This is a genomic window from Nonomuraea sp. 3-1Str (assembly GCF_031570565.1).
Lineage (GTDB): Bacteria > Actinomycetota > Actinomycetes > Streptosporangiales > Streptosporangiaceae > Nonomuraea.
On sequence record NZ_JALHBK010000007.1, the window covers coordinates 70506 to 96157 of the forward strand.

General features: G+C 69.6%; 28 protein-coding genes. 12 read left to right on the forward strand and 16 right to left on the reverse strand.

The features are described from left to right. Positions 1-149: 149 nt before the first annotated feature. Positions 150-914 (reverse strand): SDR family oxidoreductase, encoded by a 765-nt coding sequence (locus MTP10_RS13890; protein ID WP_310709558.1) that lies wholly within the window; start codon positions 912-914, stop codon positions 150-152. 628 nt (positions 915-1542) lie between these two features. Between MTP10_RS13890 and MTP10_RS13895 the strand changes: the two genes are divergently transcribed. Continuing rightward, positions 1543-2784: a hypothetical protein gene (locus MTP10_RS13895; protein WP_310709559.1), complete on the forward strand. Its 1242-nt coding sequence runs from the start codon at positions 1543-1545 to the stop codon at positions 2782-2784. A gap of 104 nt (positions 2785-2888) precedes the next feature. Here MTP10_RS13895 and MTP10_RS13900 read toward each other — a convergent pair whose 3' ends face one another. From MTP10_RS13900 to MTP10_RS13910, 3 genes are all read right to left on the reverse strand, one after another. Continuing rightward, positions 2889-3431, reverse strand: coding sequence for a GNAT family protein (locus MTP10_RS13900; protein ID WP_310709560.1), 543 nt, complete (start codon positions 3429-3431; stop codon positions 2889-2891). A 353-nt stretch (positions 3432-3784) separates the two neighbouring features. Continuing rightward, on the reverse strand, positions 3785-4003 hold the full coding sequence (locus tag MTP10_RS13905) for a hypothetical protein (protein WP_310709561.1): 219 nt from the start codon (positions 4001-4003) through the stop codon (positions 3785-3787). A gap of 104 nt (positions 4004-4107) precedes the next feature. Beyond that, positions 4108-5310 carry a PP2C family protein-serine/threonine phosphatase gene (locus MTP10_RS13910; RefSeq protein ID WP_310709562.1) on the reverse strand — a complete coding sequence of 401 codons (1203 nt, stop codon included), beginning with the start codon at positions 5308-5310 and terminating at the stop codon, positions 4108-4110. Between the two features lie 348 nt (positions 5311-5658). Between MTP10_RS13910 and MTP10_RS13915 the strand changes: the two genes are divergently transcribed. Then, positions 5659-6414: an ABC transporter ATP-binding protein gene (locus tag MTP10_RS13915; protein WP_310709563.1), complete on the forward strand. Its 756-nt coding sequence runs from the start codon at positions 5659-5661 to the stop codon at positions 6412-6414. A gap of 65 nt (positions 6415-6479) precedes the next feature. Then, positions 6480-7727 (forward strand): FtsX-like permease family protein, encoded by a 1248-nt coding sequence (locus tag MTP10_RS13920; protein ID WP_310709564.1) that lies wholly within the window; start codon positions 6480-6482, stop codon positions 7725-7727. A gap of 65 nt (positions 7728-7792) precedes the next feature. On the opposite strand, the gene MTP10_RS13925 is transcribed toward MTP10_RS13920, so the two are convergent. Next, a complete protein-coding gene (locus tag MTP10_RS13925) occupies positions 7793-8200 on the reverse strand; it encodes a MerR family transcriptional regulator (protein ID WP_310709565.1) in 408 nt (135 codons plus the stop codon). Between the two features lie 48 nt (positions 8201-8248). Here MTP10_RS13925 and MTP10_RS13930 point away from each other — a divergent pair, with 48 nt between their 5' ends. Continuing rightward, positions 8249-9133, forward strand: coding sequence for an NAD(P)-binding domain-containing protein (locus tag MTP10_RS13930; protein ID WP_310709566.1), 885 nt, complete (start codon positions 8249-8251; stop codon positions 9131-9133). Between the two features lie 236 nt (positions 9134-9369). Beyond that, entirely contained in the window at positions 9370-9789 is a 420-nt protein-coding gene (locus MTP10_RS13935; RefSeq protein ID WP_310709567.1) for a DoxX family protein, read from the forward strand. A gap of 37 nt (positions 9790-9826) precedes the next feature. On the opposite strand, the gene MTP10_RS13940 is transcribed toward MTP10_RS13935, so the two are convergent. Next, positions 9827-10795 carry a helix-turn-helix domain-containing protein gene (locus tag MTP10_RS13940; protein WP_310709568.1) on the reverse strand — a complete coding sequence of 323 codons (969 nt, stop codon included), beginning with the start codon at positions 10793-10795 and terminating at the stop codon, positions 9827-9829. Between the two features lie 170 nt (positions 10796-10965). On the opposite strand from MTP10_RS13940, the gene MTP10_RS13945 reads away from it, so the two are divergent. Beyond that, positions 10966-11736, forward strand: coding sequence for a dienelactone hydrolase family protein (locus MTP10_RS13945; protein WP_310709569.1), 771 nt, complete (start codon positions 10966-10968; stop codon positions 11734-11736). A 56-nt stretch (positions 11737-11792) separates the two neighbouring features. Here the strand turns inward: MTP10_RS13945 and MTP10_RS13950 are convergent, their stop codons facing one another. The 3 genes from MTP10_RS13950 to MTP10_RS13960 all read right to left on the reverse strand — a co-directional run bounded on the left by MTP10_RS13950 (position 11793) and on the right by MTP10_RS13960 (position 12942). Beyond that, positions 11793-12113 carry an antibiotic biosynthesis monooxygenase gene (locus MTP10_RS13950; RefSeq protein WP_310709570.1) on the reverse strand — a complete coding sequence of 107 codons (321 nt, stop codon included), beginning with the start codon at positions 12111-12113 and terminating at the stop codon, positions 11793-11795. Between the two features lie 80 nt (positions 12114-12193). Next, positions 12194-12352: a hypothetical protein gene (locus MTP10_RS13955; RefSeq protein ID WP_310709571.1), complete on the reverse strand. Its 159-nt coding sequence runs from the start codon at positions 12350-12352 to the stop codon at positions 12194-12196. A 17-nt stretch (positions 12353-12369) separates the two neighbouring features. Continuing rightward, positions 12370-12942: a dihydrofolate reductase family protein gene (locus tag MTP10_RS13960; RefSeq protein WP_310709572.1), complete on the reverse strand. Its 573-nt coding sequence runs from the start codon at positions 12940-12942 to the stop codon at positions 12370-12372. A 73-nt stretch (positions 12943-13015) separates the two neighbouring features. Here MTP10_RS13960 and MTP10_RS13965 point away from each other — a divergent pair, with 73 nt between their 5' ends. Then, positions 13016-13588: a TetR family transcriptional regulator gene (locus MTP10_RS13965; RefSeq protein ID WP_310709573.1), complete on the forward strand. Its 573-nt coding sequence runs from the start codon at positions 13016-13018 to the stop codon at positions 13586-13588. 35 nt (positions 13589-13623) lie between these two features. Here MTP10_RS13965 and MTP10_RS13970 read toward each other — a convergent pair whose 3' ends face one another. From MTP10_RS13970 to MTP10_RS13980, 3 genes are all read right to left on the reverse strand, one after another. Beyond that, entirely contained in the window at positions 13624-14292 is a 669-nt protein-coding gene (locus tag MTP10_RS13970) for a response regulator transcription factor (protein WP_310709574.1), read from the reverse strand. Beyond that, positions 14289-15905 (reverse strand): histidine kinase, encoded by a 1617-nt coding sequence (locus MTP10_RS13975; protein ID WP_310709575.1) that lies wholly within the window; start codon positions 15903-15905, stop codon positions 14289-14291. Before MTP10_RS13975 ends, MTP10_RS13970 begins: the two co-directional genes overlap by 4 nt. A gap of 249 nt (positions 15906-16154) precedes the next feature. Beyond that, positions 16155-16991, reverse strand: a complete 837-nt coding sequence (locus tag MTP10_RS13980; protein WP_310709576.1) for a hypothetical protein — start codon at positions 16989-16991, stop codon at positions 16155-16157. A 167-nt stretch (positions 16992-17158) separates the two neighbouring features. Between MTP10_RS13980 and MTP10_RS13985 the strand changes: the two genes are divergently transcribed. Together MTP10_RS13985 and MTP10_RS13990 are read left to right on the forward strand one after the other, a co-directional pair. Further along, positions 17159-17686 carry an SMI1/KNR4 family protein gene (locus MTP10_RS13985; RefSeq protein ID WP_310709577.1) on the forward strand — a complete coding sequence of 176 codons (528 nt, stop codon included), beginning with the start codon at positions 17159-17161 and terminating at the stop codon, positions 17684-17686. A 220-nt stretch (positions 17687-17906) separates the two neighbouring features. Then, complete coding sequence (locus MTP10_RS13990; protein WP_310709578.1) at positions 17907-19283, forward strand: serine hydrolase domain-containing protein; 1377 nt, start codon at positions 17907-17909, stop codon at positions 19281-19283. A gap of 107 nt (positions 19284-19390) precedes the next feature. Here the strand turns inward: MTP10_RS13990 and MTP10_RS13995 are convergent, their stop codons facing one another. Next, positions 19391-20962 carry a carbohydrate-binding protein gene (locus MTP10_RS13995; protein ID WP_310709764.1) on the reverse strand — a complete coding sequence of 524 codons (1572 nt, stop codon included), beginning with the start codon at positions 20960-20962 and terminating at the stop codon, positions 19391-19393. Between the two features lie 267 nt (positions 20963-21229). Beyond that, positions 21230-21592 (reverse strand): MerR family transcriptional regulator, encoded by a 363-nt coding sequence (locus MTP10_RS14000; protein WP_310709579.1) that lies wholly within the window; start codon positions 21590-21592, stop codon positions 21230-21232. Between the two features lie 74 nt (positions 21593-21666). Here MTP10_RS14000 and MTP10_RS14005 point away from each other — a divergent pair, with 74 nt between their 5' ends. Both MTP10_RS14005 and MTP10_RS14010 read left to right on the forward strand, forming a co-directional pair. Then, positions 21667-22326 (forward strand): SDR family NAD(P)-dependent oxidoreductase, encoded by a 660-nt coding sequence (locus tag MTP10_RS14005; protein ID WP_310709580.1) that lies wholly within the window; start codon positions 21667-21669, stop codon positions 22324-22326. Next, positions 22323-22694: an SgcJ/EcaC family oxidoreductase gene (locus MTP10_RS14010; protein ID WP_310709581.1), complete on the forward strand. Its 372-nt coding sequence runs from the start codon at positions 22323-22325 to the stop codon at positions 22692-22694. Before MTP10_RS14005 ends, MTP10_RS14010 begins: the two co-directional genes overlap by 4 nt. Positions 22695-22698: 4 nt before the next feature. Here MTP10_RS14010 and MTP10_RS14015 read toward each other — a convergent pair whose 3' ends face one another. Both MTP10_RS14015 and MTP10_RS14020 read right to left on the reverse strand, forming a co-directional pair. Then, the gene (locus MTP10_RS14015; RefSeq protein ID WP_310709582.1) at positions 22699-23799 is read right to left on the reverse strand and encodes a M48 family metalloprotease; all 1101 of its coding nucleotides are present in this window, start codon (positions 23797-23799) and stop codon (positions 22699-22701) included. Between the two features lie 60 nt (positions 23800-23859). Next, positions 23860-24219, reverse strand: a complete 360-nt coding sequence (locus tag MTP10_RS14020; RefSeq protein ID WP_397334460.1) for an ArsR/SmtB family transcription factor — start codon at positions 24217-24219, stop codon at positions 23860-23862. Positions 24220-24370: 151 nt separating this feature from the next. Here MTP10_RS14020 and MTP10_RS14025 point away from each other — a divergent pair, with 151 nt between their 5' ends. Then, positions 24371-25615 (forward strand): MFS transporter, encoded by a 1245-nt coding sequence (locus MTP10_RS14025; protein ID WP_310709583.1) that lies wholly within the window; start codon positions 24371-24373, stop codon positions 25613-25615. Positions 25616-25652 lie beyond the last annotated feature (37 nt).

The window sequence follows — 25652 nt, forward strand, 5'->3', positions numbered from 1 at the left end:
TCTCCGCGAACGCCGCCGCTACGACGGGATCGCTGTGCGGAAGATGCGAGTGGCCGGCGAGACGGCGTTCCTGGTCGACTTCCTGCCGGTGATCCGGCGGACACCGACCCGGATCGGTTCACGGCCGACCACGTCCCCTTGCCGGATCCCTACCAGGGCAGGGGGCCGTCCTCACTGAAGAACCCGCCGGTCGGGCCGCCCTCGCCGAGGGTGGCCAGGCGCACCACCACGGCCGCGCCCTGCGCCGGGGTGAGGAAGCCGCTGTGGCCGTTGATGTCGGTGTTGACGTAACCGGGGGCGGCGGCGTTGACCAGGATGTTCTCTTTGCGCAGCTCGTTCGCGTACTGCACAGTCAACGCGTTCAGCGCGGCCTTGGACGGAGAGTAGGCCGCTGACGTCAGCCCCGAGAAGGGTCCGTCGACCTCGGCGGTCAGCGCCAGCGAAGCGGCGTGGCTGGAGAGGTTGACGATCCGGGCGGCGGGGGATCGCCGCAGCAGCGGGAGCACCGCGTTGGTCACGGTGATCACTCCGATGACGTTGGTGTCGAACACCTCGCGGACCAGCTTCACGTCGACGGCGCTGGGGATGCGGTCGAGGGCGTCCTGGGGCGCGGCCTGACCTGATCCGGTGATACCGGCGTTGTTGACCAGCACGTCCAGAAGGCCGAAGCGGTCGTCGATCCAGGAGGCGGCCGCCTGGGCGGTGGACGGGTCGGTGACGTCCAGTTCGATCGCGTGTGCGTCGCCTCCTGTGGCGCGAATCGCCGCCGCGGTTTCCTCGCCGCGGCGCGGGTCGCGGGCGCCGACCAGGACGGTCACCCCCTGTGCGGCCAGCAGTTCGGCGACCGCGCGGCCGATTCCCTTGTTCGCGCCGGTGATCAGGGCCACCTTCGGCTGTGACGTGTTCTCGTTCATGGGTTGGACTTCCTTCCGTTCCGGGCAGGTGATGTGTCGCGAGCGTCGCCGCCCTGTCCATGGAGACGCCGCTCCCGTGGATCCTGTGACGGTTTGAGCATGTGGTGTGCGTCACCTCTGTGTGGGTCAGGGCGCGGCGGCACACCTTGAAGGTCAGGCGGGATCTTGTCGTTCGGGCCCAGCCCTGAGCCGCGTTCTCGCCCCGGTCCGGCCGTCCGGAGCCTGCCAGGATGACGGCGACCCGGCTTGCCGGTACGTCGGGCTCCTCGGCGCACCTCTACGCCGTCAACCAGCGCACGGGGGACACCTGGCGCAGGTGGACGAGCACGTCGAACGCGTCGGGCAGGGAGGCGACGGCGAGATGTTCGGCCGCCGCGATCAAGTAGGGGTGCCGTGCTTTACGGCACCCCTCACCATCGGACCGGAAATCACCTGTAGAGAACGTCCGTTTCGGCCTGGTTCAGGGTGGAGGGACTTGGATGGTCGGCCCTTCTTGCCCTGGGGGGCCTGACAGAGTAGGACCACATTGCGCTTCACCTTGTCGCGGGCCTGAGCGCGAGAGACTGGTGCGGCGTTGACTGCGTTCAGGTGAGGCCAACCCCAGACCTTCAGGCGAAGGGCAAGACCGTTGGATTTCACGATTTGCGAGTTCCTCGGGCATGTCTGCGACGACAATGCTTCGTCGCTCGACTGGGGCGAAGAGATGCAGGTGGCGGCGCATGCTCACCTGCTGAACCGCTGGCTGGACGAGGACGCGGCCGGAGATCCGGCAAACGCCGCGCGCCTTGTGGTGGACGTCCGGGACCATGAAGGCCCGCTGCTTGCCGCCTCCTTACTGGAGTGCGGGATTCTCCCCCTCCTGTCGCCGGACGGACCGATGCGCGAGCCGTTCGCCTGTGAGCCGGTCGGCATCCAGGACGCTGTCATGGCCGTCCGGCAGGCTCTGTTTCGCGTCGGGCCATCGCGACGCCTGGAACTGCTCTCCGCCGCGCTCGACAAAGCCATCCTCGATTGGGCGGATGAGGCGGTCCTGGTGGCGGTCACAGACCCTGCCACCGGAGAGGTCGTCCGGGACGAGACTCATGTCGTTTTCGCGTTCTGCTCCAGGCTGATCCGCATCAGCGTCAGTCGCGTGGCCGGTCGACGGGTCGACCGGGACCCGGCTTGCTCGTTCGCCGGACATTGGTGCGCGGCCCATGCTCCCCTGCTGGACGCCGGTCTCGCGCTCGCCGAGATACGACTGCGTGCCGTCTGCGCCGGAACGATTCTGCGGGCCCCGCTGAACCTTGCCGGGCACGCCGCGTTCCGGGTGGGCCTGGCCGAGCACGAGCTGCCGCCCGCCCCCGATCTGATCGCCGTCCGCCAGTGGTGGAGCAGCACCGAATGGTGCCGACGCTATGAAGAGGAGTATCTGGAGGACGAATACCCCGTACCCGACGACCCGCAGGCGCAGGAATACGATCTTGATGAGATCTTCCCTGTGGAGGAAGGCGATCCACTCGAACTGGGCGATCCGGCGCAAGGCCTTGAGCCGACAGGATGGATTCCGGGCGAAGGGATGAAACCCCTGACGGCGGCGGGATTCCTCGCCGAGGTCGAAGCGTTCGCTGTCGCCTGCCGGGAGGAAGCCGCCGGGCACGAGGAGGACGAGCTCGTCTCCTTTCTGCTGGACGAGCTCCTCCACGAGCCCGTCCGGTACGTGGGTGGTCCGCAGCGCCGCCTGCTGGTGTGGGCTGACGCCGAGGACGACGGCCGCTTCTGGCGGACGGAGGAAGGCGGCCTCGAACGGTACGGCGAAGCGCGCAGGGTCCTGGTCGTGGGGCCGAGCCGGGCACTGTACCTGGTGTTCAAGGAGGAGAAGAACTGCTGAATGTGCATCCGACACATTCAGCGGATGCGTGTTCGACCCGGTGCCGTCCTGCTTGTCGGCCGTCCGTGGCGGCTCGGCGGCCCCCTCGACCGTCGGGCGGCAGCCTAGCTCTTCGAGTCCGGCTTCCAGTCCTGGACCAGGAGCCCGAGCAGCACCTCGTCCATGAACTCGCCCATCACCCACGCCGAGGAGCGCAGCACGCCCTCGCGGACGAAGCCGTTGCGCTCGGCGGAGCGCAGCATCGCGGTGTTGTCCGACAGCGTCTCGATCTGCAGCCGGTGCAGGCCGCGCACGACGAAGCCGTAGTGGCACAGCACCGCGACCACGTCGGTGCCGTAGCCATGGCCGCGGGAGGAGGACAGCAGCCCGAGCCCGATGTGCGCGGACCGGTTGTGGTTGTCGATGCCCCACAGCACCGCGGTGCCGACCAGCGTGCCGCCGTCCAGCTCCACCACGGAGAACGGGACGTGTCCCTGCTCCTTGTCGTCCACCAAGAGCGGCGAGTTCTTCGAGCCGGGCGTGATCGGCCGCCAAGGTCGGGCTTGGGCTCGCGAGTGGGTGACCACGTCGTCGTAGAGGTCGGACTGCAGGATCGGGATGTCGTCCTCGTGCCGGGCCCTGAGCCCGACTTTGCTCCCCTTCAGCATGCAAGCTTCCTAACCGATCGGGCAGCGCGGTGCTGCTCTTCCGTCCCAGGTCGGACCGGTTCATGGACACCCCGGTGTGGCGTTGAAACGCGCCCGCGGACGCACGCCCTCCACCTGGCGCCACTCCTCATGATCGAGTGTAGGGTGAGGCGTTCGCTGCCATCCCACGCTGTTCGCGACCGTGACCGAAGGCGTCGCGGCGACAGGGCAGAACCTGCTCCTCCTGATCCTGGCCGGGCTGCCCTGGGCATGGGGAATCTGACAGGCCCTGCCCGGGCCGCCATGCTCCTGGAGGGGGACTACCTCGGATCAACCCCCGCCGTGCTCCGGCGACTCAGCCAGGAAGCTCGGGTCTACAGCGCCTGGTGGAACGTCAACGCCCACAACCGGCTGAGCTTCGCGACCGGAGGCGAGCTCGTCCTGACGATCGACGCGTTCGGTCCCGGGCGCCCGGAAGACCATGCCGGCATCGGCCAATGGCCGCAACTGCGGGCGATGACCCGACGCAGCGCGCTGAATCCTCGGGAGCTCGCCTGGGAAACGATCACGACGATCTCGGGGAAGATCTTCACCAGGGCGTCGTCGTCGCTGCTCGACCACACTCGTGAACGTCCCACCGCATGGCCGTTCTTGGGACGGCCGGACTGCGGTCGACGGGATCCCGTCCGCGGCAAGGTCAGACGTCGGCTCTGGCGTTCGCGTGGCGGTCTCCGGAGTGGAAACCGTGCCAGTCCAGGCACAGGACGGTGGCGTCGTCTTTCACGTGGCCGTTGCAGGCGTTGTTGACCGCGGCGATCAGAGCGCGCACGGCCTCGCGCGGGTGCTCCGCTGCGGTATCACGGATGAGGCCGGGAAGGTCGACCGCCTCCGCTTGGCGGTCTTGCATGCCGTCGGTGTAGAGCACGAGGCGGTCACCGGGGCGCAGGTCGAAGTCCTGCACCTGGTACGAGACCTGCCCTGGGAAGCCGAAGGGCAGGTTCACGGCGACTTGCAGAACCTCGACCACGCCGTCGCGCAGCAGCAGTGGCCAGGGATGGCCGGCGTTGACGAGCTGGGCGCTGGATCCGTCCAGGGCGATGCGCAGCAGCTGGCCGGTGGCGAAGGTCCCTCGCCCGTGGTCGAGGAGGGCCTGGTGGGTCTGACGGGCCTGCTCGGCGAGGTCCGCCCCGGCGCGGCGGGCGCCGCGGGAGGCGTTGACCAGGAGGGTGGCCATGAGCGAGGCGTCGACGTCGTGGCCCATGGCGTCGGTGATGGACAGGTGCACGGTGTCGTGGTCGAGGCTGTAGTCGTAGGTGTCACCCGCGATGTCGGAGGTCGGGACCAGGGCGCCGGCGAGGGCGAACTGGGCCGCCTCGCAGGAAGCGGCTGAGGGCAGGAGCTGGCGCTGGATCTCTGCGGCCAGGCTGACCGAGGTGGTGCGATTGCCCCAGTAGTAGAGGTCGGTGAAGCGGCGGTCGGCCACGATGATGTACGCCAACGCGTGCGCAGCCTCTTCGACCTGCTCGAGCACGTCCTGGGTGACCTCGGGGAGGAACAGCTCCAGGACCCCGATGGTGTCGCCGCGGTTGGTGACGGGGGCGAGGACCCGCTGTCCTTGCTCCTCCTGTGGCGCCTGTACCAGCTTCTGGGTGCGCAGGACCTCGTCGTAGACGCTGCTGCCGGCGAGGGCCACCTGTTCGGCGTGGCGCTCCTGTTGCGTAGCCACCTGCTCGTTGACCCGCAGCAGGCGTCGGCCGACGACGTCGACGAACAGGAAAGACACGTATCGCGCGTCGAACCGCTCACGCAGATCACGTGCCACGACATCGAGGGAGCCGACCGGCGCGGCATCCTCCGCCGCTGCCAGCACCTCCGCCAATCCGATCCGAGTCGCCGCCATATCAGCCTCCAAAGTAAGGTGCCCTCCTTCCCACGACACGAAGCGGCACCCACTGTGACACAACAGTTCCACGGGTTTCCGAGTCGCGTTCGTGTGGGTTCGCGGCCTGCGGGTCGGGTGCCGTGGAATGCTCGAATGATGTCAGACGGCAGCGCCCCGGGGAGGAACGAGGCGATGACTCTCGACGCAGGCGCAGCGTCGCCGACAGCACGACTGAGGGCCGTTCTTGAGACGGCTGGATGAAGCTGGGGATCATCGAATCTGCTGTCGGCATCGCGCTCTCAGGGTCAAGGGTCAGGGGACGAGTGGCGGATCCGAGGGGGCGGCCAGGGAGAAACCCGATGGGCGATGACGGACCTCTCCGGCACGCTGCTGATCATGAGTGATCATGCGGTCCTCCTTGAGGGAGTGACCAAGACATATGGGAGAGGTGCCACCGAGGTGGCGGCGCTCTGCCAGGTCAGCATCGGGTTCCCGCGCGGCAGTTTCACGGCCGTGATGGGCCCGTCGGGATCAGGGAAGAGCACGCTGCTGCAGTGCGCGTCGGGGCTGGACCGGCCGGACTCGGGCGCGGTGCGCATCGCTGGGCAGGACATCACCCGCCTGGGGGAGAGGGAACTGGCGGTGCTGCGCCGCGACCGGATCGGCATCGTCTTCCAGGCGTTCAACCTGGTGCCGTCGCTGACCGCGTGGCAGAACGTGATCCTGCCCAGCAGGCTGGCCAGGCGGCGGCCCGAATCCGCACGCGTGCGGGAGCTGCTGCACCGGGTCGGGCTGGCGGGGCGGGAGGGGCATCGCCCGGCGCAGCTGTCCGGGGGCCAGCAGCAGCGGGTGGCGATCGCCCGCGCCCTGCTGGGCAGGCCGGAGGTGCTGTTCGCCGACGAGCCGACGGGGGCGCTGGACCGTCGCACCGGGCACGAGGTGCTGGCATTGCTGAGGGAGGCGGTCGATGAGTTCGGCCAGACGGTGGTGATGGTCACCCACGATCCGGAGGCGGCGGCCCGGGCGGACAGCGTGCTGTTCCTGACCGACGGGCGGATCGTCGACGTCCTGGACAAGCCCTCGGCCGACCAGATCAGCATGCGGCTGGGCGGCCGCCGGTGACACTCGTCCTCGCATGGAACAACGTCCGGACCAATCGGATGGGCTTCGCCGCTTCGTTCGCGGCTGTGGTCTTGGCAGTGATGCTGGTGGCCGGCAGCGGCATGGTGGTCGCCGGCGCCGGAGCGCATGACGAGTCGAACGGCGTCGTGGGGTTGCTGGTGCTGTCGGCCGCGGTGTCGGGGTTCGTGTCGGTCTTCGTGGTCGCGGGCGTGCTCAGCCTGCACGTGCTGCGCCAGCGCAGGACCTGGGCGCTGCTGCGGTCGGTCGGCATGACGCCGGGGCAGGTGAGCCGGCTCATCACGGCGGAGGCGCTGGTGGTGGCCGTGCTGGCGAGCGCGGCGGGCTGCGTGCTGGCCGTCCCGTACGCCGCGGCGATGGCGGCGTTCATGCGGATGACCGGGTTGGCGCCGGCGGGCGTCCCGGTGGAGGTAACGACGGGGCCGTTCATCCTGGCGCTGGTGGTCGGGTTGGCGGTGACGCTGTTGGCGGCCCGGGCCGCGGCACGCAAGGCGGTAGGCGTGGGACCGCTGGAGGTGCTGCGGGAGAGCGCGGCGCAGGGGCTGCTGCTGCCCTGGCCCAGGGCGGTCCTCGGAGGGGTGGCGCTGGCCGGGGGCATCGTGCTGTTGTACCTGGTGCCGCAGGTGAAGGCGACGGCTGCGGTGCCGACCGGGCTGGGGGCCACGATGGCGCTCTGCGTAGGCGCATCGGCGGTGGGCCCGGTCGCGCTGCGAGGGATCGGCTGGCTGCTCGGGGTCGCAGCGGCCCGGTTCGACCCAGGCGCCGGGATGCTGGCCGGGTCCTCGCTGGTCACCCAGCCACGCCGGGCGATGGCGGCCGCGTCCCCGGTGATGCTGACCATCGCGCTCGCCTGCACCTTCTTGTTCGCCGTGGCGACCACCGACGCGGCGACGGGCGTCACGCGCACGGGGCCGGCGGCGTGGGCGGCCCCGATGCTGGTGGGATCGGCAGTGGCCTACACCGTGATCTCGGTGCTCAACGCGACGGCCATGACGATGGCCGAGCGGACCGAGGAGATCCGGCTGCTGCGCACCCTGGGGACCAAGCCGCAGCAGCTCACCAGGATGGTCTGCTGGGAGACGTTGACCGTGACGTGCGCCGGGACGCTGCTCGGAACGGGCATCGCCGCCGCGTCCCTCACCGCGCTCGGCAAGGCCGCGACCGGCCGGTCGTGGTTCGCCTACTCGGTGCCGCAGTACGCAGGGCTGGTGCTGGTCTGCGTCGTGAGCGGCCTGGCCGGAGCACTGGCCTCCACGCGGAAGGCGCGGCACGGGTCGCTTCAGCCCGATGACTGAACCGCGCCCAGCTCGAACGCCTGGTCGGTAAGCGCATCCTGATGGAGACCGAACCAGGCTTTCGCTCAGGCGGGCACGGGCTCCTGGTCGGCGTCGTCGAAGGGGGGATAGCTCTCACCGGCCATGCGATCGGCCGCGGCGATGTAGTCGGCAAGAGCGTCGCGGGATTGAGCGAGCCTGTCCATCTGATCGTCCAGTCGCCGCAGCCGTGACCGCATCGCGGCCAGCAGCTCGGGACACCCGAGCAGCTCCGGGGCCTCTCCGACCGCACAAGGCAGCAGGTACGCGATGTCCTCGGAGGACAGACCCGCACCGAGCAGGTGCCGGATCTGCTTCACCCTCAGAACGGCGTCTTCGTTGTACTCGCGGTAACCGTTCGCGCCGCGGTCCGCCTCCAGCAGCCCCTGGGCTTCGTAGTAGCGCAACTGATGGGCGTTCACGCCCGTCCGGCGACTGAGTTCCCCGATCAGCATCGAACCTCACTTGACCTTCATACCGGTATCAACGTTGACGATGCTGCCATGGACCGCAGAACCGGTACACCCGTGACAGTCATCGGACTCGGACTGATGGGCCGCGCGCTAGCCGGCGCGTTCCTGAAAGCCGGGCATCCCACAACCGTGCGGAACCGCACCACCTCCAAGGCCGATCAGCTGGCGGCCGAGGGTGCACGGCCGGCCCCAACGGTCGGCGAAGCGCTCGAGGCGAGTTCTCTGACGATCATCTGCGTCACCGATTACCAGGCCATGTACGAGCTGCTCGGCACGAGCGATGTCGAGCCGGACGGCAAGATGTTGATCAACTTGACCTCGGGCGACTCGGCCCAGGCCCGGGAAGCCGCTCGATGGGCCGAGCAACGCGGCGCCCGGTACCTGGACGGCGCCATCATGGCCATCCCGCCGGCGATAGGGACCGCCGAAGCTGTGATTCTGCACAGCGGGCCGCAGCCGGACTTCGAGGAGCACCGGTCGACGCTCGACGCGCTCGGCACCGTCACCTACCTTGGTGCGGACCATGGGCTGGCGTCTCTGTACGACGTGGCCGGCCTCGCCATGATGTGGAGCGTCCTGAACGCCTGGCTCCAGGGCACTGCTCTGCTCAGGACGGCCGGTGTGGACGCCGCGACGTTCGCGCCGTTCGCGCGGCAGATCGCTGCCGGCGTCGCCGAATGGCTGCCTGGGTACGCCGAGCAGATCGACCGCGGCTCCTTCCCGGCCGAGGTGTCGGCCCTGGAGACCGACGCGCGGGCGATGGCACACCTGATCGAGGAGAGCGAGGCGGTGGGCGTCAACGCCGAACTGCCGAAGCTGATCAAGGCGATGGCCGACCGCTCGATCGCCGCCGGACACGGTGGGGAGCAGTATCCCGTGCTGATCGAAGAATTCAGCAGACCTCGCAACGACTGACCGATCCCGGTACTGGGATCTGGGGTCTGGTCGGTTCACTGCAGGGGTCGTGCCGGCTCGTCAGCTGATGAAAGTTTCAAGGAAGTGCACGTTCATGCCGGCGAGTTCGGCCCTGTGGCGCACATGACGTGCTGCTGGAACGGTCCCCCAAAGCGGGCGGCGTTGACAGGTTCGGCAGGGCTGGAGACCCTGCATGGGAGCGCTCCCATTCCTGGCTTCGTTTCTGAGAAAGGGCAGTGGATCTGTTGAAGAAGCATCAGGACCTCTTCCTGGCCCTGTACCGGTCGGTGATCGGACTGCTGTTCGCCTGCCATGGCGCGGCCACCCTCTTCGACGTGCTGGGAGGGCCGGAGGGTCAGGCACCTGGCTTCGGACAATGGCCCGGATGGTGGGCCGCCGTCATCGAACTGGTCGGCGGCGCCCTCGTCCTGCTCGGGCTGGCCGCCCGCGCCGCCGCAGTCATCTGCTCGGGCACCATGGCCTACGCCTACTTCATCGTCCACCAGCCGCAGGCGTTGTTCCCGATCCAGAACGGCGGTGAGAAGGCCGCGCTCTTCTGCTGGGGTTTCCTGCTCGTCGCCGTCCTCGGCCCCGGCCGCTGGGCACTGTCCGCACTGCTCACGCCGTCGCGAGCCCTCGCAGAAGACCGGAGGTGAGTGTCTGGGCGCCCTCCGCCTGAACGGCCGAGGATGATCAGTCAGCGCAGCGGAAGGCCGCGCGGTAGTCCCTCGGGCGTCGTCCGGCGTGCTTGGCGAAGAGGGCGGCGAACGTGCTGGGGTCCCTGTACCCGACCGCGGCGGAGATGCTGGCGACGGTGCGGTTCGTGGTCTCAAGGAGATGGCGGGCGCGGCGGACGCGCGACGACTGCAGGTACTCCAGCGGGCTCTGGCCGGTCTCCTCCGCGAAGCGCCGCAGCAGCGTCCGAGTGCTGACCTTGAACGTGTCCGACAACGCGGCGAGGTCGTATCGCGCGGCGAGGTCCTGGTCGAGCCGTCGCATGACCTGGTGGGAGAAGGCGTTCCCGGGCTGCGGAAGAAGTCGCGCGTCCACGTACGGAGTCTGGGACGATCGCGCATCGTCGACGAGCGCCACCCGCGCGGTTGTCCGTGCCACGCCGGTACCACTGTGCCGGCGGATCAGATCCAGCGCGAAGTCGTACATGGCACTGAAGGCCGCCGTCGTCGTCACCCCCGTGTCGGTGACGACCAGACACTCGGGTCGGACGTCAGCGTCCGGGTAGCGTCGAGCCAGTTCGTCCGCGAGAAGCCAGGCTGTCGTGGCCCGGCGTCGGTCGAGGAGTCCGGCCTCGGCGAGCAGGAACGCACCGACACAGATCGAGACGACGACGGTGCCCGCAGCAGCGTGTGAGCGGATCGCCGCGATCTCCGGGGCCAGGGGTGCGAGCTTCGCGTCCACATCCAGGCTGGGCAGGAGCTCGAACCCGGGCACGACCAGGACATCCACCTCGCGCAGCGGAGAGACGTCCAATGCCGCACCGCCCGATGCGGCGACATGACGACGAGGCGAAACGATCGACACCTCGTATCCGGGGCCGCCCGGTCCGGCGATGTGCGTGGCCATCGTCAGGAGGTCGGGTACGCCGAACACCTCGGACGCGAAGCAGCCTGGATAGGCCAGGACACCAACCCGGAGCGCGCTCACGCTCGCCTCCTCACCACCCGCCAACGGCGAGATTACCCGCATACATGGCGATCCGGCCTCTCGCCCTGTGCGGGGCATCGGTCCACGCTGTGACCATGAGCGCTCCCAGCGGACGACTTGACGACATGATCACGGACTTCTCCCGCCGGCTCGTGGACGTGGAGGGGGTGGTGAAGACGGTGTACGTCGCGGGTTCCGGGCCGGCCGTCGTGTTGATGCCGGAGATGCCCGGCATCAGTCCTGACGTCCTTCGACTGGCGCGGTGGGTGCGGGATGCGGGCTTCACCGTCCATGTCCCCTCACTGTTCGGCGTCGACGGCGCCTATCCCACGGTCGAGGGTGGTACGGAGGTCGTCCGGCGCGCGTGTGTCAGTGCCGAGTTCCGCGCGTTCGCCGGGGGCGGCACCAGCCCGGTCACGGCATGGCTGCGTGGGCTCGCGCGCCAGGCCCATGCCGAATGCGGCGGTCCGGGAGTCGGGACGATCGGGCTGTGCTTCACCGGCAACTTCGCCCTGACCATGGCGCTTGAGCCGGCTGTCATCGCGCCAGTGGTCAACCACCCGTCGCTGCCGCTGGACGACCCTGCCGGACTCGAGATCAGCGCCGAGGACGCGCGCGCGGTCCGAGACCGCATCGCGCGCGACGGGCTGAAGGTTCTCGCCTACCGCTTCGACGACGACCGCTGGTGCACCGGCCAGCGCTTCGCCGCCTACCAGGCACTCCTCGGCGACGCCTTCGACGGCCGTGTCCTACCGGGCAGCTCCGCGAACACCAGCCCGCCACCGTTCTTCGGCGACGTGGTCGAGACCCCCCACAGCGTGGTCACCGCCCACCTCGTCGACGAGGACGGACATCCCACGCTGAAGGCCAGGGACGAGATCATCGCTTTCCTCGCCGCCCGCTTGAGCCCGTCCGGACACTCCGCGACGACATCCGGCTGAGCGCGAGGCCCTTCCGGGAAGCGATCTTCCCGGCCTGCTCTCAAGCAGGTGCGCCATCAGGAACGGAAGCTGTAGGCGCGCTCGACGCGGGCGATCTGGATGTCGTAGTACTCGTACCAGCGCTCGCGTCCGAGTCGTTGCGCCTCCAGGTGCTCGACATCGGCCTTCCAGCCGGCGATCGATTCGGCGTCGGCGTAGTAGATCACCGTCAGTTCGTGGCCATCGGCTCTGGCGACGGACTCGCGGCCCAGGTAGCCCGGCCACTTGGTGCCGAGCTCGACCATCCGGGCGGCCATCTCGTCATACCCCTCCAGGCCCGTGTCCTTCAGCTTCTGGGTGATGATCACCGCATAGTAGGGAGGTGTAATCGGCGTCATGTGCTCATGCTACTGACACCTTTCCTGGTCGCCGCTTGCACCGGCATGCTTTGCGCCAAGGCCGTGCCGTGCCGGTCCAGTCAATACCCGCTGCGGCGAGGGGTGGCGGTCGGGCGGCGGGAGAGGTTGGTCCGGCCCGTGGGCTTGAGGTCGCGCGCCGGGTGTTCGTGCTGGTGCGGCGACCGGTGCAGGTGGTCGGTCTTGGCCTGGTTGATCGCGGCTGGGAGTTTGATATGCATGGTTCCTCCTTGTGGTTCTAGGCCCTAGTGAGCCAGGTGACCTGGGCGCCGTTGTCGAAGGACTCGCGTCGGGTGGGGGCGAACAGGGTGGGGCGGAACTGTCCGGAGAGCATGGGGATGCCCGTGCCCGCCACCACGGGGTAGCTCTTGAGGATGATCTCGTCGATCTCCGGGAGCAGGGAGGCGGCGAGCTTGCCGCCGCCGCAGAGGTAGATGTCCAGGCCGGTGTCCTCCGCCTTCAGTCGCCGGACGAGCTCGATCGGGTCGCCGGTCTCCACCTGCACCGTCGGGTCGTCGATCTGCAAGGTTCGGGAGACGACGTACTGGCGCAGGTGGGAGTACGGGCTGGTGGTGGGGACGTTCAGGGCCGGCTCGTAGGTGCCGCGGCCCATCACCAGGGTGTCGAAGACCTTGTTGGGCACGCCGTCGAGACCGACAAGCTTGCGGATGTGGGTGGGGAGCGTCTCGGGATAGCGGGCGTTGATCCAGGCGGCCATCTGGTCCGACAGCGGGTAGAAGTCGAACTCGGCGTTGGGGCCCGCGATGTAGCCGTCGAGAGACACAGCGATGTAGTACACAAGCTTTCGCATACCAAATCAACTCCATATGTAGTACTCTGAACGAAGTGATCTGAACGTAGTACTACACATGGAGTGGTGTCAAGTGCGGACGAATCCTGCGCGGCGGCTGGCGCTGATCGACGCGGCCATCGAGGTGCTGGCCAGGGAGGGAGCGCGAGGGCTGACCTTCCGGGCCGTCGATGCGGAGGCCGCCGTCCCCGCGGGTACGGCCTCCAACTACTTCGCCAACCGCGACGACCTGTTCACCCAGGTCGGTGGGCGCATCTACGAGCGGTTGCTGCCCGACGAGGCCACGATCGCCCGGCACCAGGAGGGCGTGCAGGACGAAACCCGCTATGCCGAGCTCATGCACGAGCTGGTGGATCGGGTCGCCGCCTTCAACTCCGGCTACCTGGCGCTCCTCGAGCTCCGGCTGGAGTCCACTCGGCGCCCTGAGCTGCGCGCCGTGCTGACCAAGCGCATCCGCGAGGACATCGACGCCAACATCGGCTACCACGCCGCCTCAGGTCTGCCCGGCGACTCGACCTCGGTGGTGCTCCTCTATCTCGCACTGAACTGGCTCATCGTGGAGCGGCTGACACTGCCCGACATCTTCACCCAGCAGGAGATCCACGAGCTGGTGGACGCCGCCGTGCGAAGATCGCTGAATACCTGACCCCTTGTAGAGGTGGTGGCCGACGGTCCGGGGACTCAGTCTCTGTGGACGGTTCTGAAGGCGGCGTCGACCAGGCCCACACGGTGTGCGACCACCGCAGCCTGGATGCGGTTGCGCAGTCCCAGCTTCTCCATCACCCCCGCCACGTGGGTCTTCACCGTCGTCACCCCGATGTGCAGCTCGTCGGCGATCTCGGCGTTCGACAACCCCGTCCCCAGCAATGCCAGCACGTCCAGCTCCCGCTCCGTCAGCCCCGCCGGCGTGGGCAGGTCCGCGTGCGCCTGGGCGTCGAGCGCCCGTTCCACGACCCGGCGCAGAACGGACGGCGCCAGGAGCTGCTCTCCCGCCGCGGCCCGCCGTACGGCCTCCACCATCCGCTCGGCCTCGTCGTCCTTCAGCAGGAACCCGATCGCTCCCGCCCGCAGCGCCGCGTACACGTCGGCGTCCTCGGCGAAGGTGGTCAGGACGACGATCCTGGCCGCGGGACTGGACGACAGGACGCGCTTGATGGCTTCGAGCCCGTCGACCCTGGGCATGCGCAGGTCCATGAGGATGACGTCGGGCTTGTGCAGCTCTGCCAGCCGTACGGCCTTGGCCCCGTCATCCGCCTCGCCCACCACCTCCATGTCGCCGCTCGCCTGCAGCAGCATGCGCACGCCCGCCCGCACCAGAGCCTGGTCGTCGGCCACGACGACGCGGATCACGCCGTCTCCCTGGTGGGCAGCAGGACGGTCAGCAGCCAGCCGCCGTCCTCGTCGGGACCGGCGGAGAGGGTGCCGCCGAGCGCGCGGGCGCGTTCGCGCATGCCGCGCAGCCCCTGCCCGGAGGAGGGCAGGCTGCGCCAGGCGGTGGGCGGGGGACCGTTGCGCACCTCGACGGCCAGCCCGTCGGGGGCCGAGGTGAGGCTTACCCGCACCTTCGTGCCCGGGCCCGCGTGTTTGAGCACGTTCGTAAGACCTTCCTGGATGATCCTGGTGGCGGAGGCGCGGGCAACCAGAGGCACCTGCTCCACTTCCGGGCCGACGTCGAGCTCGACGAGCAGCCCTGCCGCGGCCATGCGCTCCGCCGACTCGCGCACCACGTCGGCGGGATCGGCCGGGTCGGCCGGCAGGTCGGGCCGTTGGCCGGGATCGCGCAGCAGGTCGAGCAGGCCGCGCAGGTCTTCGAGCACCTGGTGGCCGGTGTCGCGGATGTCGGTGAGCGCCTGAGCGGAGGGCCCGTCGGGGTCGGCGTAGCGGGCGGCGCCGGCTCGCAGGGCCATGGCGCCGACGTGGTGGGCGACGATGTCGTGCACTTCGCGGGCGATGCTCTCACGCTCGGCCAGCTGGTCGGCTCGCATCTGGGCCAGCGCCAGCCGCTGCGACTCGCGTACGCGCAACCGTTCCGCCTCGCCTGCGGCCTGCCTGACCCGCAGGTAGCGGCCGATCGCCACGGGAGCGACGACGAGCGTCATCAGCACCACGACGCGCATCGGCTCGACCTCGGCGCCCGGCCCGACGATGCCGATGGCGACGGTGAAGAGGGCGACAGTGAGGACGGCGACGAGGTAGACGACGAGCGTCCAGAGCCAGGAGGCCACGCGCATGGCGAACACGCCGGCGGCGATGAGGACGAGCATGACGCAAGTGGCCGTCGCCGCCTGGAAGTACTGGTCGGCCAGCAGCATGAGGGCGACCTGCAGGACGAACACCAGCCCCGGCAGGCGCCGCGCGACGCCGAGGGACAGGCCCGCGAGCACCACCAGCGATCCGACGACCCAGACAGGCAGGCCGGAGGCGTCCCACTCCGTCCAGGTGTTCAGGACTGTCAGGGCGACGCCGCCGCCGGCCAGCAGCACGTCGGGGGTGATGTCGCGCTCGGTGAGGCGCCCGGCCGGGCCGCGCAGGTAGGCGCCGATGAGGACGGGCACGACGGCGGCGCCGGCGGAGTACCACCACGAGCTGGCGGTGAAGGCGAGGCCGGGATCGGCGAGGTTGAAGCCGGTGGCCACGGCGCCGAGCGCGGCGGAGCAGAGGACGGCGAGCGGGCGCGCCTTGTAGGCGACGACGCCGAGGCAGGCCAGGAGGAGGATCTGCACGGTGTTGACGGTGAAGGCGCTGATCTGGTCGGTGAGGATGAGCAGCCCGGACAGGTAGCCGGCCACCGGTACCGGCCACTGCCGTACGAACCCCATGGGAACCCCGGCGAGTACGGAGAACCCGGCGCAGACCACCGCGGGCGCCGAGGAGGTGCCCCAGGTGTGCCATGTGGTCATGACGTCGAAGCCGATGGCGGCCGCCACCAGCAGAACGTCCAGAGCCTGACCACGCCGTCGCATGCGTCAACGGTATCCAGGACGTCACGGAGATCGATCCTCCACAAGGAGGAAGCCGCCTCCTCCAACTGGCCGCAAGTCAGCGGTGCAGTGTCCGGAGCAGCGTGCCGGGTGGAGGGCGATGCTCGCGGCGCGGAAGGCCTGGGGGACATGTCGGTAGTGCCGTTCGAGCGAGGCGCGCGACGAGCCGCCGTCGCTGCCGGACTCCATGGACCCGGACGGGAACCACCCGGTCGCCGTCCGGGACCACAGCTAGTTCCAGGCGCCGGGCACCTGGTGGGGCACCTTGTCCTGGAGTTGCTCCTGGTCGAGAACATCGCCTCTCAGGGGCAGCAGAACGGTGACCTGCCGCCCCCAGGCGGAGTAGCGGGTGTCCGAGGCGGCCCGGAGCGAGCCCTTGCGGGAGCGCAGGACCCCCTCGGCCGACACCCGCTGCACCAGCCCCGACGAGCTCAGCCGGAGGGTGTAGGAGACCGTGCCGACGGGCTTGCTTCCGGCGTACGCACTGAAGCGCGAGGCGAAGGAGGGGGACGCCTTGGCCAGCTTGTCGGTCTTGATCGTCCCCTTGAGCACTCCGCCCTGCCAGGAGGTGCGGTGCGCCAGCAGCGCCTTGAGCGTGGCGGGCTCCAGGACCTCCAGCAGCAGATTGCTGGCCGGCAGGTCGGTATGCGGGTAACGCACCCAGCTCGCGTCCTGCGGCAACGCCTCGGCGAAGCGCGGGCCTGAGACGTAGTCGTCGTGGCCTGACGAGATCACCTGCAGAGGCATCTCCGCCAGGGCGGCGTCCTCCGCCATGCCGGACTTCTTCAGACCGCTCATCGCCTTCTTGCTGAACTGCACACGCTGCGACGTGTCGGAGGCGAGCTCGCCTTGCGGGCCGAACCCGACCGTGCCGTCCACGTACGAGGTGTAGAAAACGCCGCTACCGTGATCGACCTTCGCGGTGGACACGATGTTCACGCCCATGCCGCGTGTCCATACGGCTTGGAGGGCTTTCGCCGGGTCGGTCCCGGCTGCTGCCTGCGCGGGGGTGGCGGTCAACTGCGCCAGGCCCGCGATCAGGGCCACGCCCACGACGGTCCGCTTCATAACGATTCCTTGAAATAGTGCGGAAAGACGCACTAATCATGTGCACAAAAGATCGACTGTCAAGCCGAATCGGTCGTGGCAGGTGGAACCCCTGTGCACCACCCGTTCACGCTCCGGGCCACCTGAGCAGAGCGCCATCCTCGTGCGCAGTCGCTAGGGTCGCCGCCATGAGCGTTCCTGACACCTCTCGCCACCCCTGGCCCGACCTCCTTGGACGTCTGGGTCAGGTCGCCTCGGCCGGCGCGACCGAAGACGAGATCAGGCAGCTCGAGGAACGTCTCGGTAGCGGCCTGCCGCCGAGTTACCGGGCATTTCTCCACGTCGCCAACGGATGGGACGGGGGCACGTTGCGGGCGTCAGGCGAGGTCGGATGGGTGCGTGATCTCGACGAGTACCTGGCCGCGATGGGGTCCGAGGACGACGAGTACGCGATGACGAGTGCGTCCGATGAGGACTACTTCGTCTATGGCGACGATCAGGACACGGTCTTCTACCGGCCCGAGTATCTGCCGGACATGCTTCTGATCGGCGAGTTCGACGACGGCGTCTACCTGCTCAACCCGCACATCACGACTCAAGAGGGTGAGTGGGAAGCGTGGTATTTCGCGCCCTGGTTGCCGGGCGCTCAGCGCTTTCGGTCCTTCTGGGATCTCATGCAGGACGAGTTCGGGAGGTTCGAGAGGTACCACTCGTAGTTTGGTCGACGGCAACCAGGTCCATGCGACTGGCGCGTGGGAGGACACGCATGTGTGCGGGTGTCGGGGTGCTGAGAGGGCGTGTTAGCGCGGCGTCAGCGCCGCGTCAGTGGCGGCGCCCATCGTCGTACGTGCACGCCAGGACGTACGGGAGAACGTACGAGATCTCGAACGCGAGAACCCCGGCGTGGAACAGCCCGAGCAGCGAAAGGGAAATCACATGTCGCAGGAGCAGCTGTCCGATTTCGTCGAGATGACGGCCAAGGAGTTCGGCATCCCGGGGGTTGCCGTCGGGGTGCTGGCCGGTGGTCAGGAGTTCTTCGCCTCGCACGGCGTGACGAGCCTCCACAACCCGTTGCCGGTCGATGACAGGACGCTCTTCCCCCTGGCCTCGGTGACCAAGACCTTCACGGCGACCGCGCTGATGCGCCTGGTCGCGGAGGGCAAGGTGGAGTTGGACGCTCCGGTGCGCCGCTACGTGCCCGAGCTCATGCTCGCCGATGCGGACGCCGCCGCCGAGATCACCGTGTTGAACCTGCTCAACCACACCGCCGGGCTGGACTGGAACCTGATCGACACCGAGAACGGCGACGGCTCCCTGGCCGCGTTCGTGGCCAAGATGGCCGAGCTGCCGGTGATCGCGCCGCCCGGCACCCGGGCCTCCTACAGCCAGGCCGGCTACAACCTGGCCGGGCGGGTCATCGAGAAGGTCACCGGCCTGCCGTTCGAGAAGGCCGTGGCCTCGCTGGTCCTGGAGCCGGCGGGGCTGTCGAACACCTTCTTCGATCTGGACGAGGTCATGATCCGGCGGTTCGCCGTGGGTCACAACCGCGGCGAGGACGGCACGATGCGCCTGGCCCGGCCGTGGACGTCGTTCCCGGCCGACTCGCACGGCAACAACCCCGGCGGCGGCATCGCGTCATCGGTGAGCGACCTGCTGCGCTGGGCCCGGTTCCACCTGGGCAGCGGTGACGGCGTCCTGCCGGCCGAGATGCTGCACCGCATGCGGGAGCAGACGGTCGAGCTGCGGGCCAGCACGCTCGGCGACGGCTTCGGCATCTGCTGGTTCCTGCGCGAGGTGGACGGAGTGCGCACGATCGGGCACGGCGGATCGGGCAACGGCCAGTTCGCCGAGCTGCTCATCGTGCCCGGACACGACCTCGCCGTCGTCTCCCTGGCCAACGCCGGCCCGGACGGGTACCCCTTCAACCAGGCCGTCGTCCGCTGGGCGCTGGAGCACTATCTCGGCGTGGTCGACCGGGACCCCGAGCCGATCCCGTACGACCAGGCGCGGGCGCGGGAGGTCGCCGGCCACTACGAGATCGACGCCATGAACCTCGACATCGCCACCGACGGATCCCGGCTCACCCTTGAGGTCGGGATCAAGCCGGAGATCCGCCAGGCGTCGGAGGCCGACATGCCCCCGGACTACGTGCCGGCCGGCATCGGGTTCCTGCCCGGGGACGGCGACGAGTACATCGTCACCGAGGGCGGGCTGAAGGGGCAGCGTGGCTTCTTCACCCGCGACGACAGCGGCGCGGTCGTGGGCGTCGACCTCGCCGGCCGGCTGTTCGGCCGGGTCACGGCCACCTCCTGAGCGGCGGGCCGTCCGGGCCACGACCTCGGTCCCACGAGCGAGCACTGCGGGCCGGGCCGGTACGGCGGGGTACCGGCCCGGCCCGGCGAACACGATGGGCGGGTCTGCTACGGCGTTGCCGTCCTGCCGCCGAAGGTCACGACCAGGCGGCCGTCCGCGGCGAACGACCAGCTCAGGGCGCCGGTGTAGGAGGAGCACCGGGACCCGTTCGAGCCGTTCCAGAACTGGTTCGAGCTGTCGGCGTCGCCGACGATCCGGTCGTTGCTGCCGCTGCCGCTGCGGCAGGAGACGTTGTCGCGGAACACCGAGGTGCCGCCGTCGAAGGAGTAGTTGCGCTCGGTGTTGTCGATGCTGACGTTGCTCGATATGGACATCGTGCCGAGGTTGCGGTTGTAGGTGAAGCCGTGCTTGCCGTTGTGGTAGGCGATGTTGCGCCGGATGACGTGGTTGACCGCGATGTCCTCGCCGCCGAGCTTGTAGCCGTTGCGGTCGCCGTTGCCGGCCTGGCTGCCGTCGCTGAGGGTGCCGTTGTCGTAGGAGAGGGAGTCCTCGATGGTCACGGGGCCGATGGGGCCGGTGTCCGTCTTGGTGTAGAGGTCCCAGCCGTCGTCGATGTTGTTGTGGGACACGGCGTAGCGGAAGACGTTGCCGGAGCCGACCGTGAGCTTCGCGGCGAAGCCGTCGGCGTCCTCGCCGTCGGAGTCGGCGTTGTCGTGCGACTCCGCGCTCAGCACGAGGTTGTTGGACGGCCACTGGTCGCGGGGGGTGTCGGAGACGATCCGCGAGAGCTGCAGCCCCGTGTCACGGTTGAACCGCGTCACCGTGCGCTCGAAGATGTTGTTGCTGCCGCCGACGAAGATGCCGTTGTCGCCGGCACGCTCGACGACGATGCCGTAGACGTGCCAGAACGACCCGTTCACGGCGAGCCCCCGGTTGGCCGGGTCCTCGCTCTGCGCCGAGAAGTTCAGCACCGGAGTCTCGCCGGGGTAGGCGGACAGCTTCTTGCGGGCGCTGGAGGTGCCGTTGTTGCCCGGCGCGATGGTGACGGTCTGCGAGAAGGGATAGGTCCCGCCGCGCATGTAGATCGTCCCGCCGGGGGCGATGCGGGTGATCGCCGAGGTGAGGGTCGTCGGGTCCGACTGCGTCCCGGTCGCGGAGTCCTTGCCGCTCGGCGCCACGTACAGCGTGCCGCCCGGCGGGGGTGTCGTGCCGCCCGCGTCGACGTCGATGTAGTCGATGTTGGGCAGGCCGTTCGAGGTGGTCGGGTTGAACCGGATGGTGTTGCTGCCCGAGTTGACCGGCACGGTGAGCGTCTTGGTGACCCAGGTGTTCCACGCGCCGGTGGTCTCGAAGGAGACGCTCTGGACGGTCGAGCCGTTGACGATGAGGCCGGCGGACCGGGTGCTCGTGGTCCCGTTGGCGAACCGCAGGCCCAGCGTCGCCGTCCCGGCCGCGCCGGCGTTGGCGGTGAACTGGGCGTAGGCGCCGGTGGCGTTGGTGCCGTTGCAGAAGCCGCTGCCCGAGTACCCGGACCAGTTGCTGTCGATGGTGCCGGTGCAGACCGCGGGCGAGCTCTCCGCCTCGTACCTCGTCGGCGCGGCGTGCGCGGCGGTCTGTGACAGTGCGACGAACGCGCTCGCCAACAGGCTGGCGCACGCGAGGACGGCTTTCAGGCGCATCATGCTGCTCCCATGGTGTTCGGTACGGCGGCGCGGGCGCGGGTTCCGGCGCCGGCCGTCTGTGTCCTTGGCCGGGCAAAGCATGGAGACATCGATGAAACCGAGGTCAGCGTAGGAAAGCGCTTTCCCCGGGTCAATGGACGCCGGGTGTCGTCGTGGGGGCATAAGGCATCGCCGCTGGCCAGCGACGAAACGGGCATGAGGCTGTCTGTGAAACTTTCATGGGGGGCGGGCCATAAGGGGCTCCCGCCTCGGACCGGCGCGGCGTCAGGGCTGTCGCAGCGCCGCGTCGAGGATCGTGTCGAGCATCCGCTGCGAGCCCTGGAGCTGGGCGATCAGCTGGGCGACGTGGACGCGTTCGCGCCGCAGCTCGTCGACGAAGGTGGGGCAGCCGGTGGGCGCGATCAGCTCGTCCTCGCCGTGCACGCAGCGCAGGACCCTGGCGATGACCGCGGTGGAGAGCCCGGCGGCGAGCAGGGCGCGGATGTGGCGCACCGTCGCGACGTCGGCCTCGGAGTACTCGCGGTAGCCGTTGTCCAACCGGAGCGGCCTGAGCAGCCCCTGCTCCTCGTAGTAGCGCAGCAGCCGCTTGTTCACCCCGGTCTCACGGGCCAGGTCGCCGATCCGCATCCCTTTGACCTTCACATGGTGTGACGCCTTACCGTCCCCAGTATCGCTGATCGACGAGAAATGAGGAGCTGTCGATGTCAGGTGCAGTGATCATCGGTGCGGGTCCCGGGATCGGGCAGGCGGTGGCCCGCCGGTTCGCCCGGGAGGGTCTGCCGATCGCGCTGATCGCCCGGAGCGAGCGGACCCTGCGTGCCGCGGCCGAGGCGGTGGCTCCCAGCGGTGTCCCGGTGGTCGTGCTGCAGGCCGACAGCGCCGACCAGGCCGGGTTGACCGCCGCGCTGGACCAGGCTGCCGGCGCGCACGGCGTGCCGGACGTCGTCGTGTACAACGCCGCGATCATCCGGGCGGACGCGCCGGGCGAGCTGTCGGTACGCGGTCACATGGAGGCATGGGCGGTCAACGTGGTCGGCGCGCTCAACGCCGCGGCTCACGTCGCGCCCGCCATGGCGGCACGCGGCAGCGGGACGTTCCTCGTCACGGGGGGCATGCCCGAGCCCAAGCCGGAGTACGTGAGCCTCTCGCTGGGCAAGGCAGGCGTCCGGACGCTGGTCACGCTGCTCGACCAGGCGTACGGACCCGCCGGGGTGCACGTGGCGAGCGTCACCGTGGCCGGCCCGGTCGCCCCGGGTACCGACTTCGACCCGGACGACATCGCCGAGCACTACTGGCGGCTGCACACGCAGCCACGGCAGGAATGGGAAGAGGAGGCTCTGCACGCTGGGCGTTCGCGATGACCGGCGCCACGGCCGCCGACGTTCTCGCCGGGCTGCTCGACGACTGGCGGCGGGCCTTCAACGGACACCGGCCGGCCGAGATGGTCGCCCTGTTCAGCCGGAACGCACTCTTTCAGGGCATCAGTCCACGGCTGCGACATGGTCCGGGCGAGATCTTCGAGTATTACGACAAGGTCGCTCCCGGTACGACGGCGCAGGTCACGGTGGTGTCCGCCGCCCGGTTGGAGCAGGCCGTCGTGCACGGATTCGCGGAGGTGACGTTCACCGCGCCCACGGGTGACACCCACCTGGTACGCCTGTCCGTCGTGGCCGAACAGGCAGGGGGCACCTGGCTCATCCACCAGTACCACGCCGCCACACGCCTGTGACGCCTCATCGGTAGAGGGCGGCCTGGGCGTTCTCCCGCAGACTCCGGGCCACGCTTTCGGCTGCCTTCTGCAGTTCCTCCTCGATCTGCTCCATGGGCGGGGCGGACACCCGGGGCTGCGTGTACGGCAGGGCCAGGAGGCGTCGCACGCGTAGGTGCGTCGGGGGATGGGTCGTGTCCACCCGGGTCCTCTCGGCGCGGGCGGCCTCGCGGCGTCGTTCGAGCTCGGCGTCCGGGACGGCGTCCACGGTGGACCGGAGGGTCGCCCACAGGTTTGCGGTGCCGACGGCCACCGCGCTGGAGCCTAGGAAGCGGCCGACGGATTCGGCTCGGGTGGTCAGGACGTCCAGGAGTGAGACGGCGGCTTCGGTGCCGGCTGTCCGGGCCTGCATCTCGTCGGCACGGTATTCGGCGTGCTGGGAGGAGCGGTACAGCAGGAGCTCCTGCAGGAGGATCACACCGCGGACCGGGATGCCCAGGAGGGCGTGGAGGCACTCGGTGATGAAGGCCGACACGCCGTCACCGGGCCGCCACGCGAAGCTCGCGAACAGGCGGAGCTCGTGGAGCGAGTGGAGCGCGCTGCCGACGACGAGGCCGTGCCTGGCGTCGCCGTTGCTGGAATGGGCCATCTCGTGGGCCAGGAGGGCGACGCGTTCCTGCGGGCCGAGGAGCAGCCAGAGCGGGTAGCCGATCTCCACCAGGTGCCTGCGCCGCCGGCCGTACGTGCGGAACGAGGCGTTGACCGCGCCGCTGAGGGCGATCAGGTCCGTTCTCGGCGCCCCCAGGTCCGCGCCGATCTGGTCGACGAGCGCGTACAGCCGCGGGGCGTCGGAGCGGGTGAGGGGGACGGCGGAGGCGGGGAAGGGTGCGGGGCGGGGGCGCAGCAGCCAGGCGAGGTCCAGCGCCACGAGGCCGAACAGGATGCCACCTATGGTCAGGCGGGTGACCAGGTAGATGCCGGTGACCAGGAAAGCCGGCGCCAGAAGGTGGACGAGGAAGGCGAGGAGGTAGCCGGCGGTCCGGGACGCGCGGCCGCCCGCGCGGGGCGGCGGGGCGGAGGCCGGTGGAGGGCACCCCGGAGACGCGGTCGGTGATGCGGCGGGCATGGCGGACAACGTGCCAGAAGCCCGGCATGGCGGCAAGACGCCCGCTCCCACCGGTGGACGTCAGCGAGCCGGCGTCCAGGCCGCGACCAGGTCCAGCAGGCCGGGGAAGCGGGCTTCGAGGTCGGCCGTGCGTACGTGGCTGCGGCGCTCCAGGCCGTACTGGCGCTGCCTGATGATCCCGGCCTCGCGCAGGGCCTTGAAATGGTGGCTGAGCGACGACTTGGGGCGGTCGAGGCCGAACCAGCCGCAGGGGTGGTCGAACCGCTCGCGTTCCAGCAGCAGTTTGCGCACGATGCGCAGGCGCAGCGGGTCGCTCAGCGCGCCGAGGACCACCTCCAGGCGCAGGTCCTGGGGCGCCGGCTCCGGCAGCGGTTCGGGCAGGCCGGGTGGCTCCGGCAGCTCCTTGACGGCGGCCGTGATGGGGGGCGTGGTGGCGGGTGTGGTGGCCACGGTCGGTGGCACGGGCGACTCCTCGTGACGGGATCCCGTAGTTCGACGCCAATCGTACTGGATGTTAGGTTCGACTCCATTCGTACTGGTTCGACTTTTTTCGTACTGATGGGAGAGCGCCGTGTCAGAGAGTTCGATCGCGGTCCGTGGGCGGCGGCGGGCCGGTGCCCGTCACCCCCGCCCGGCTCCGGCCTGGTGGATATGGCTGGCCGCCTGGCCCGTCACCGCCGTCTTCGTGCTGTCCAACGCGGCGACCCCGCTGTACGTGCTGTGGCAGCGCGACATCGGCTTCTCCAAGGGCACGCTCACCGTCGTCTTCGCCTTCTACATCGTCGGGCTGCTCGGGTCCCTGCTCGTCTCCGGCGTGCTCTCCGACCAGCTCGGACGCAGAGCCGTGCTGCTGCCCGCGCTCGGCCTCGCCCTCGCCGCTTGCGCGATCTTCGCGACCGCCCACAGCGTGGCCGCGCTGGTCGTGGCCCGCCTGTTCACCGGCGTCGCCGTCGGCGCCGTCGTCTCGGCCGGCATGGCCGCGGTCACCGATGTGGCCGGACCGGAGCGCAGGCGGCCGGCCGCGCTGCTCGCCTCCTGCTCGATGGTGTTCGGCGCGGGACTGGGGCCGCTGCTGGCGGGTGTGCTGTCGGAGACCGTGCCGGGCCCGACCGTCACCGTCTTCATCGTCGAGGCCGCGCTGCTGGTGACCGCCGTCCTCGCGGTGTCGCGCATGCCCGTGCCCCGCCCGGCCGCGCCGGGCTCCGGCGCCTGGGTACGCGTCCCGCGCGTTCCCCGCGGCGCCGGGGCGCGGCTCGTTCCCGGCATCGCCGTGTTCGCTCCCGGCATCACCGCCACCTCGTTCGTGCTGTCCCTGGGGCCCTCGCTGCTGTCCGCTCTGCTGGGTACGACCAGCCGCATCGTCGCGGGGGCCATGGCGTTCGTGATGTTCCTCGCCGCCACGGGGATCCAGTTCGCCGTCCAGCGACTGGACCGGCACGTCATCCTGACCGCCGGCGCCGCGAGCACCACGGCGAGCATGGTGGCCCTGGTCGTCGCGGTGCACGCCTCCTCGGTCGCGGCACTCATCGCCTCCGCCCTGCTGGCGGGCGCGGGCCAGGGCATGGGACAGCTCGGCGGCCTGTCCCTGCTCAACTCCGCCATCCCGCCCCGGCGTCTGGCCGAGGCCAACGCCGCCCTCAACGTCGGCGGTTACCTGCCCGCCGGTGCCCTGCCCGTAGCGGCCGGCTACCTCAGCGACGCCGCCGGCCTCACCACCGGGGCGACCGTCTTCGGCTCCGTGCTGACGGGCCTCGCGGTCATCGGCGGCATCGTGGTTCTCACCGGCAGGCGCGCTATGGCGCCCGGCTCGGGCTGATCGCGGGTACTCTGCCGGACGTGCGGCGAATGATCAC

Coding starts and splice junctions, on each gene's coding strand:
- MTP10_RS13890 (WP_310709558.1), bottom strand. CDS start 914: ATGAACGAGAACACGTCACAGCCGAAGGTGGCCCTGATCACCGGCGCG.
- MTP10_RS13900 (WP_310709560.1), bottom strand. CDS start 3,431: ATGCTGAAGGGGAGCAAAGTCGGGCTCAGGGCCCGGCACGAGGACGAC.
- MTP10_RS13910 (WP_310709562.1), bottom strand. CDS start 5,310: ATGGCGGCGACTCGGATCGGATTGGCGGAGGTGCTGGCAGCGGCGGAG.
- MTP10_RS13915 (WP_310709563.1), top strand. CDS start 5,659: ATGACGGACCTCTCCGGCACGCTGCTGATCATGAGTGATCATGCGGTC.
- MTP10_RS13925 (WP_310709565.1), bottom strand. CDS start 8,200: ATGCTGATCGGGGAACTCAGTCGCCGGACGGGCGTGAACGCCCATCAG.
- MTP10_RS13930 (WP_310709566.1), top strand. CDS start 8,249: ATGGACCGCAGAACCGGTACACCCGTGACAGTCATCGGACTCGGACTG.
- MTP10_RS13950 (WP_310709570.1), bottom strand. CDS start 12,113: ATGACGCCGATTACACCTCCCTACTATGCGGTGATCATCACCCAGAAG.
- MTP10_RS13955 (WP_310709571.1), bottom strand. CDS start 12,352: ATGCATATCAAACTCCCAGCCGCGATCAACCAGGCCAAGACCGACCAC.
- MTP10_RS13960 (WP_310709572.1), bottom strand. CDS start 12,942: ATGCGAAAGCTTGTGTACTACATCGCTGTGTCTCTCGACGGCTACATC.
- MTP10_RS13975 (WP_310709575.1), bottom strand. CDS start 15,905: ATGCGACGGCGTGGTCAGGCTCTGGACGTTCTGCTGGTGGCGGCCGCC.
- MTP10_RS13980 (WP_310709576.1), bottom strand. CDS start 16,991: ATGAAGCGGACCGTCGTGGGCGTGGCCCTGATCGCGGGCCTGGCGCAG.
- MTP10_RS13985 (WP_310709577.1), top strand. CDS start 17,159: ATGAGCGTTCCTGACACCTCTCGCCACCCCTGGCCCGACCTCCTTGGA.
- MTP10_RS13990 (WP_310709578.1), top strand. CDS start 17,907: ATGTCGCAGGAGCAGCTGTCCGATTTCGTCGAGATGACGGCCAAGGAG.
- MTP10_RS13995 (WP_310709764.1), bottom strand. CDS start 20,962: ATGCGCCTGAAAGCCGTCCTCGCGTGCGCCAGCCTGTTGGCGAGCGCG.
- MTP10_RS14000 (WP_310709579.1), bottom strand. CDS start 21,592: ATGCGGATCGGCGACCTGGCCCGTGAGACCGGGGTGAACAAGCGGCTG.
- MTP10_RS14005 (WP_310709580.1), top strand. CDS start 21,667: ATGTCAGGTGCAGTGATCATCGGTGCGGGTCCCGGGATCGGGCAGGCG.
- MTP10_RS14010 (WP_310709581.1), top strand. CDS start 22,323: ATGACCGGCGCCACGGCCGCCGACGTTCTCGCCGGGCTGCTCGACGAC.
- MTP10_RS14015 (WP_310709582.1), bottom strand. CDS start 23,799: ATGCCCGCCGCATCACCGACCGCGTCTCCGGGGTGCCCTCCACCGGCC.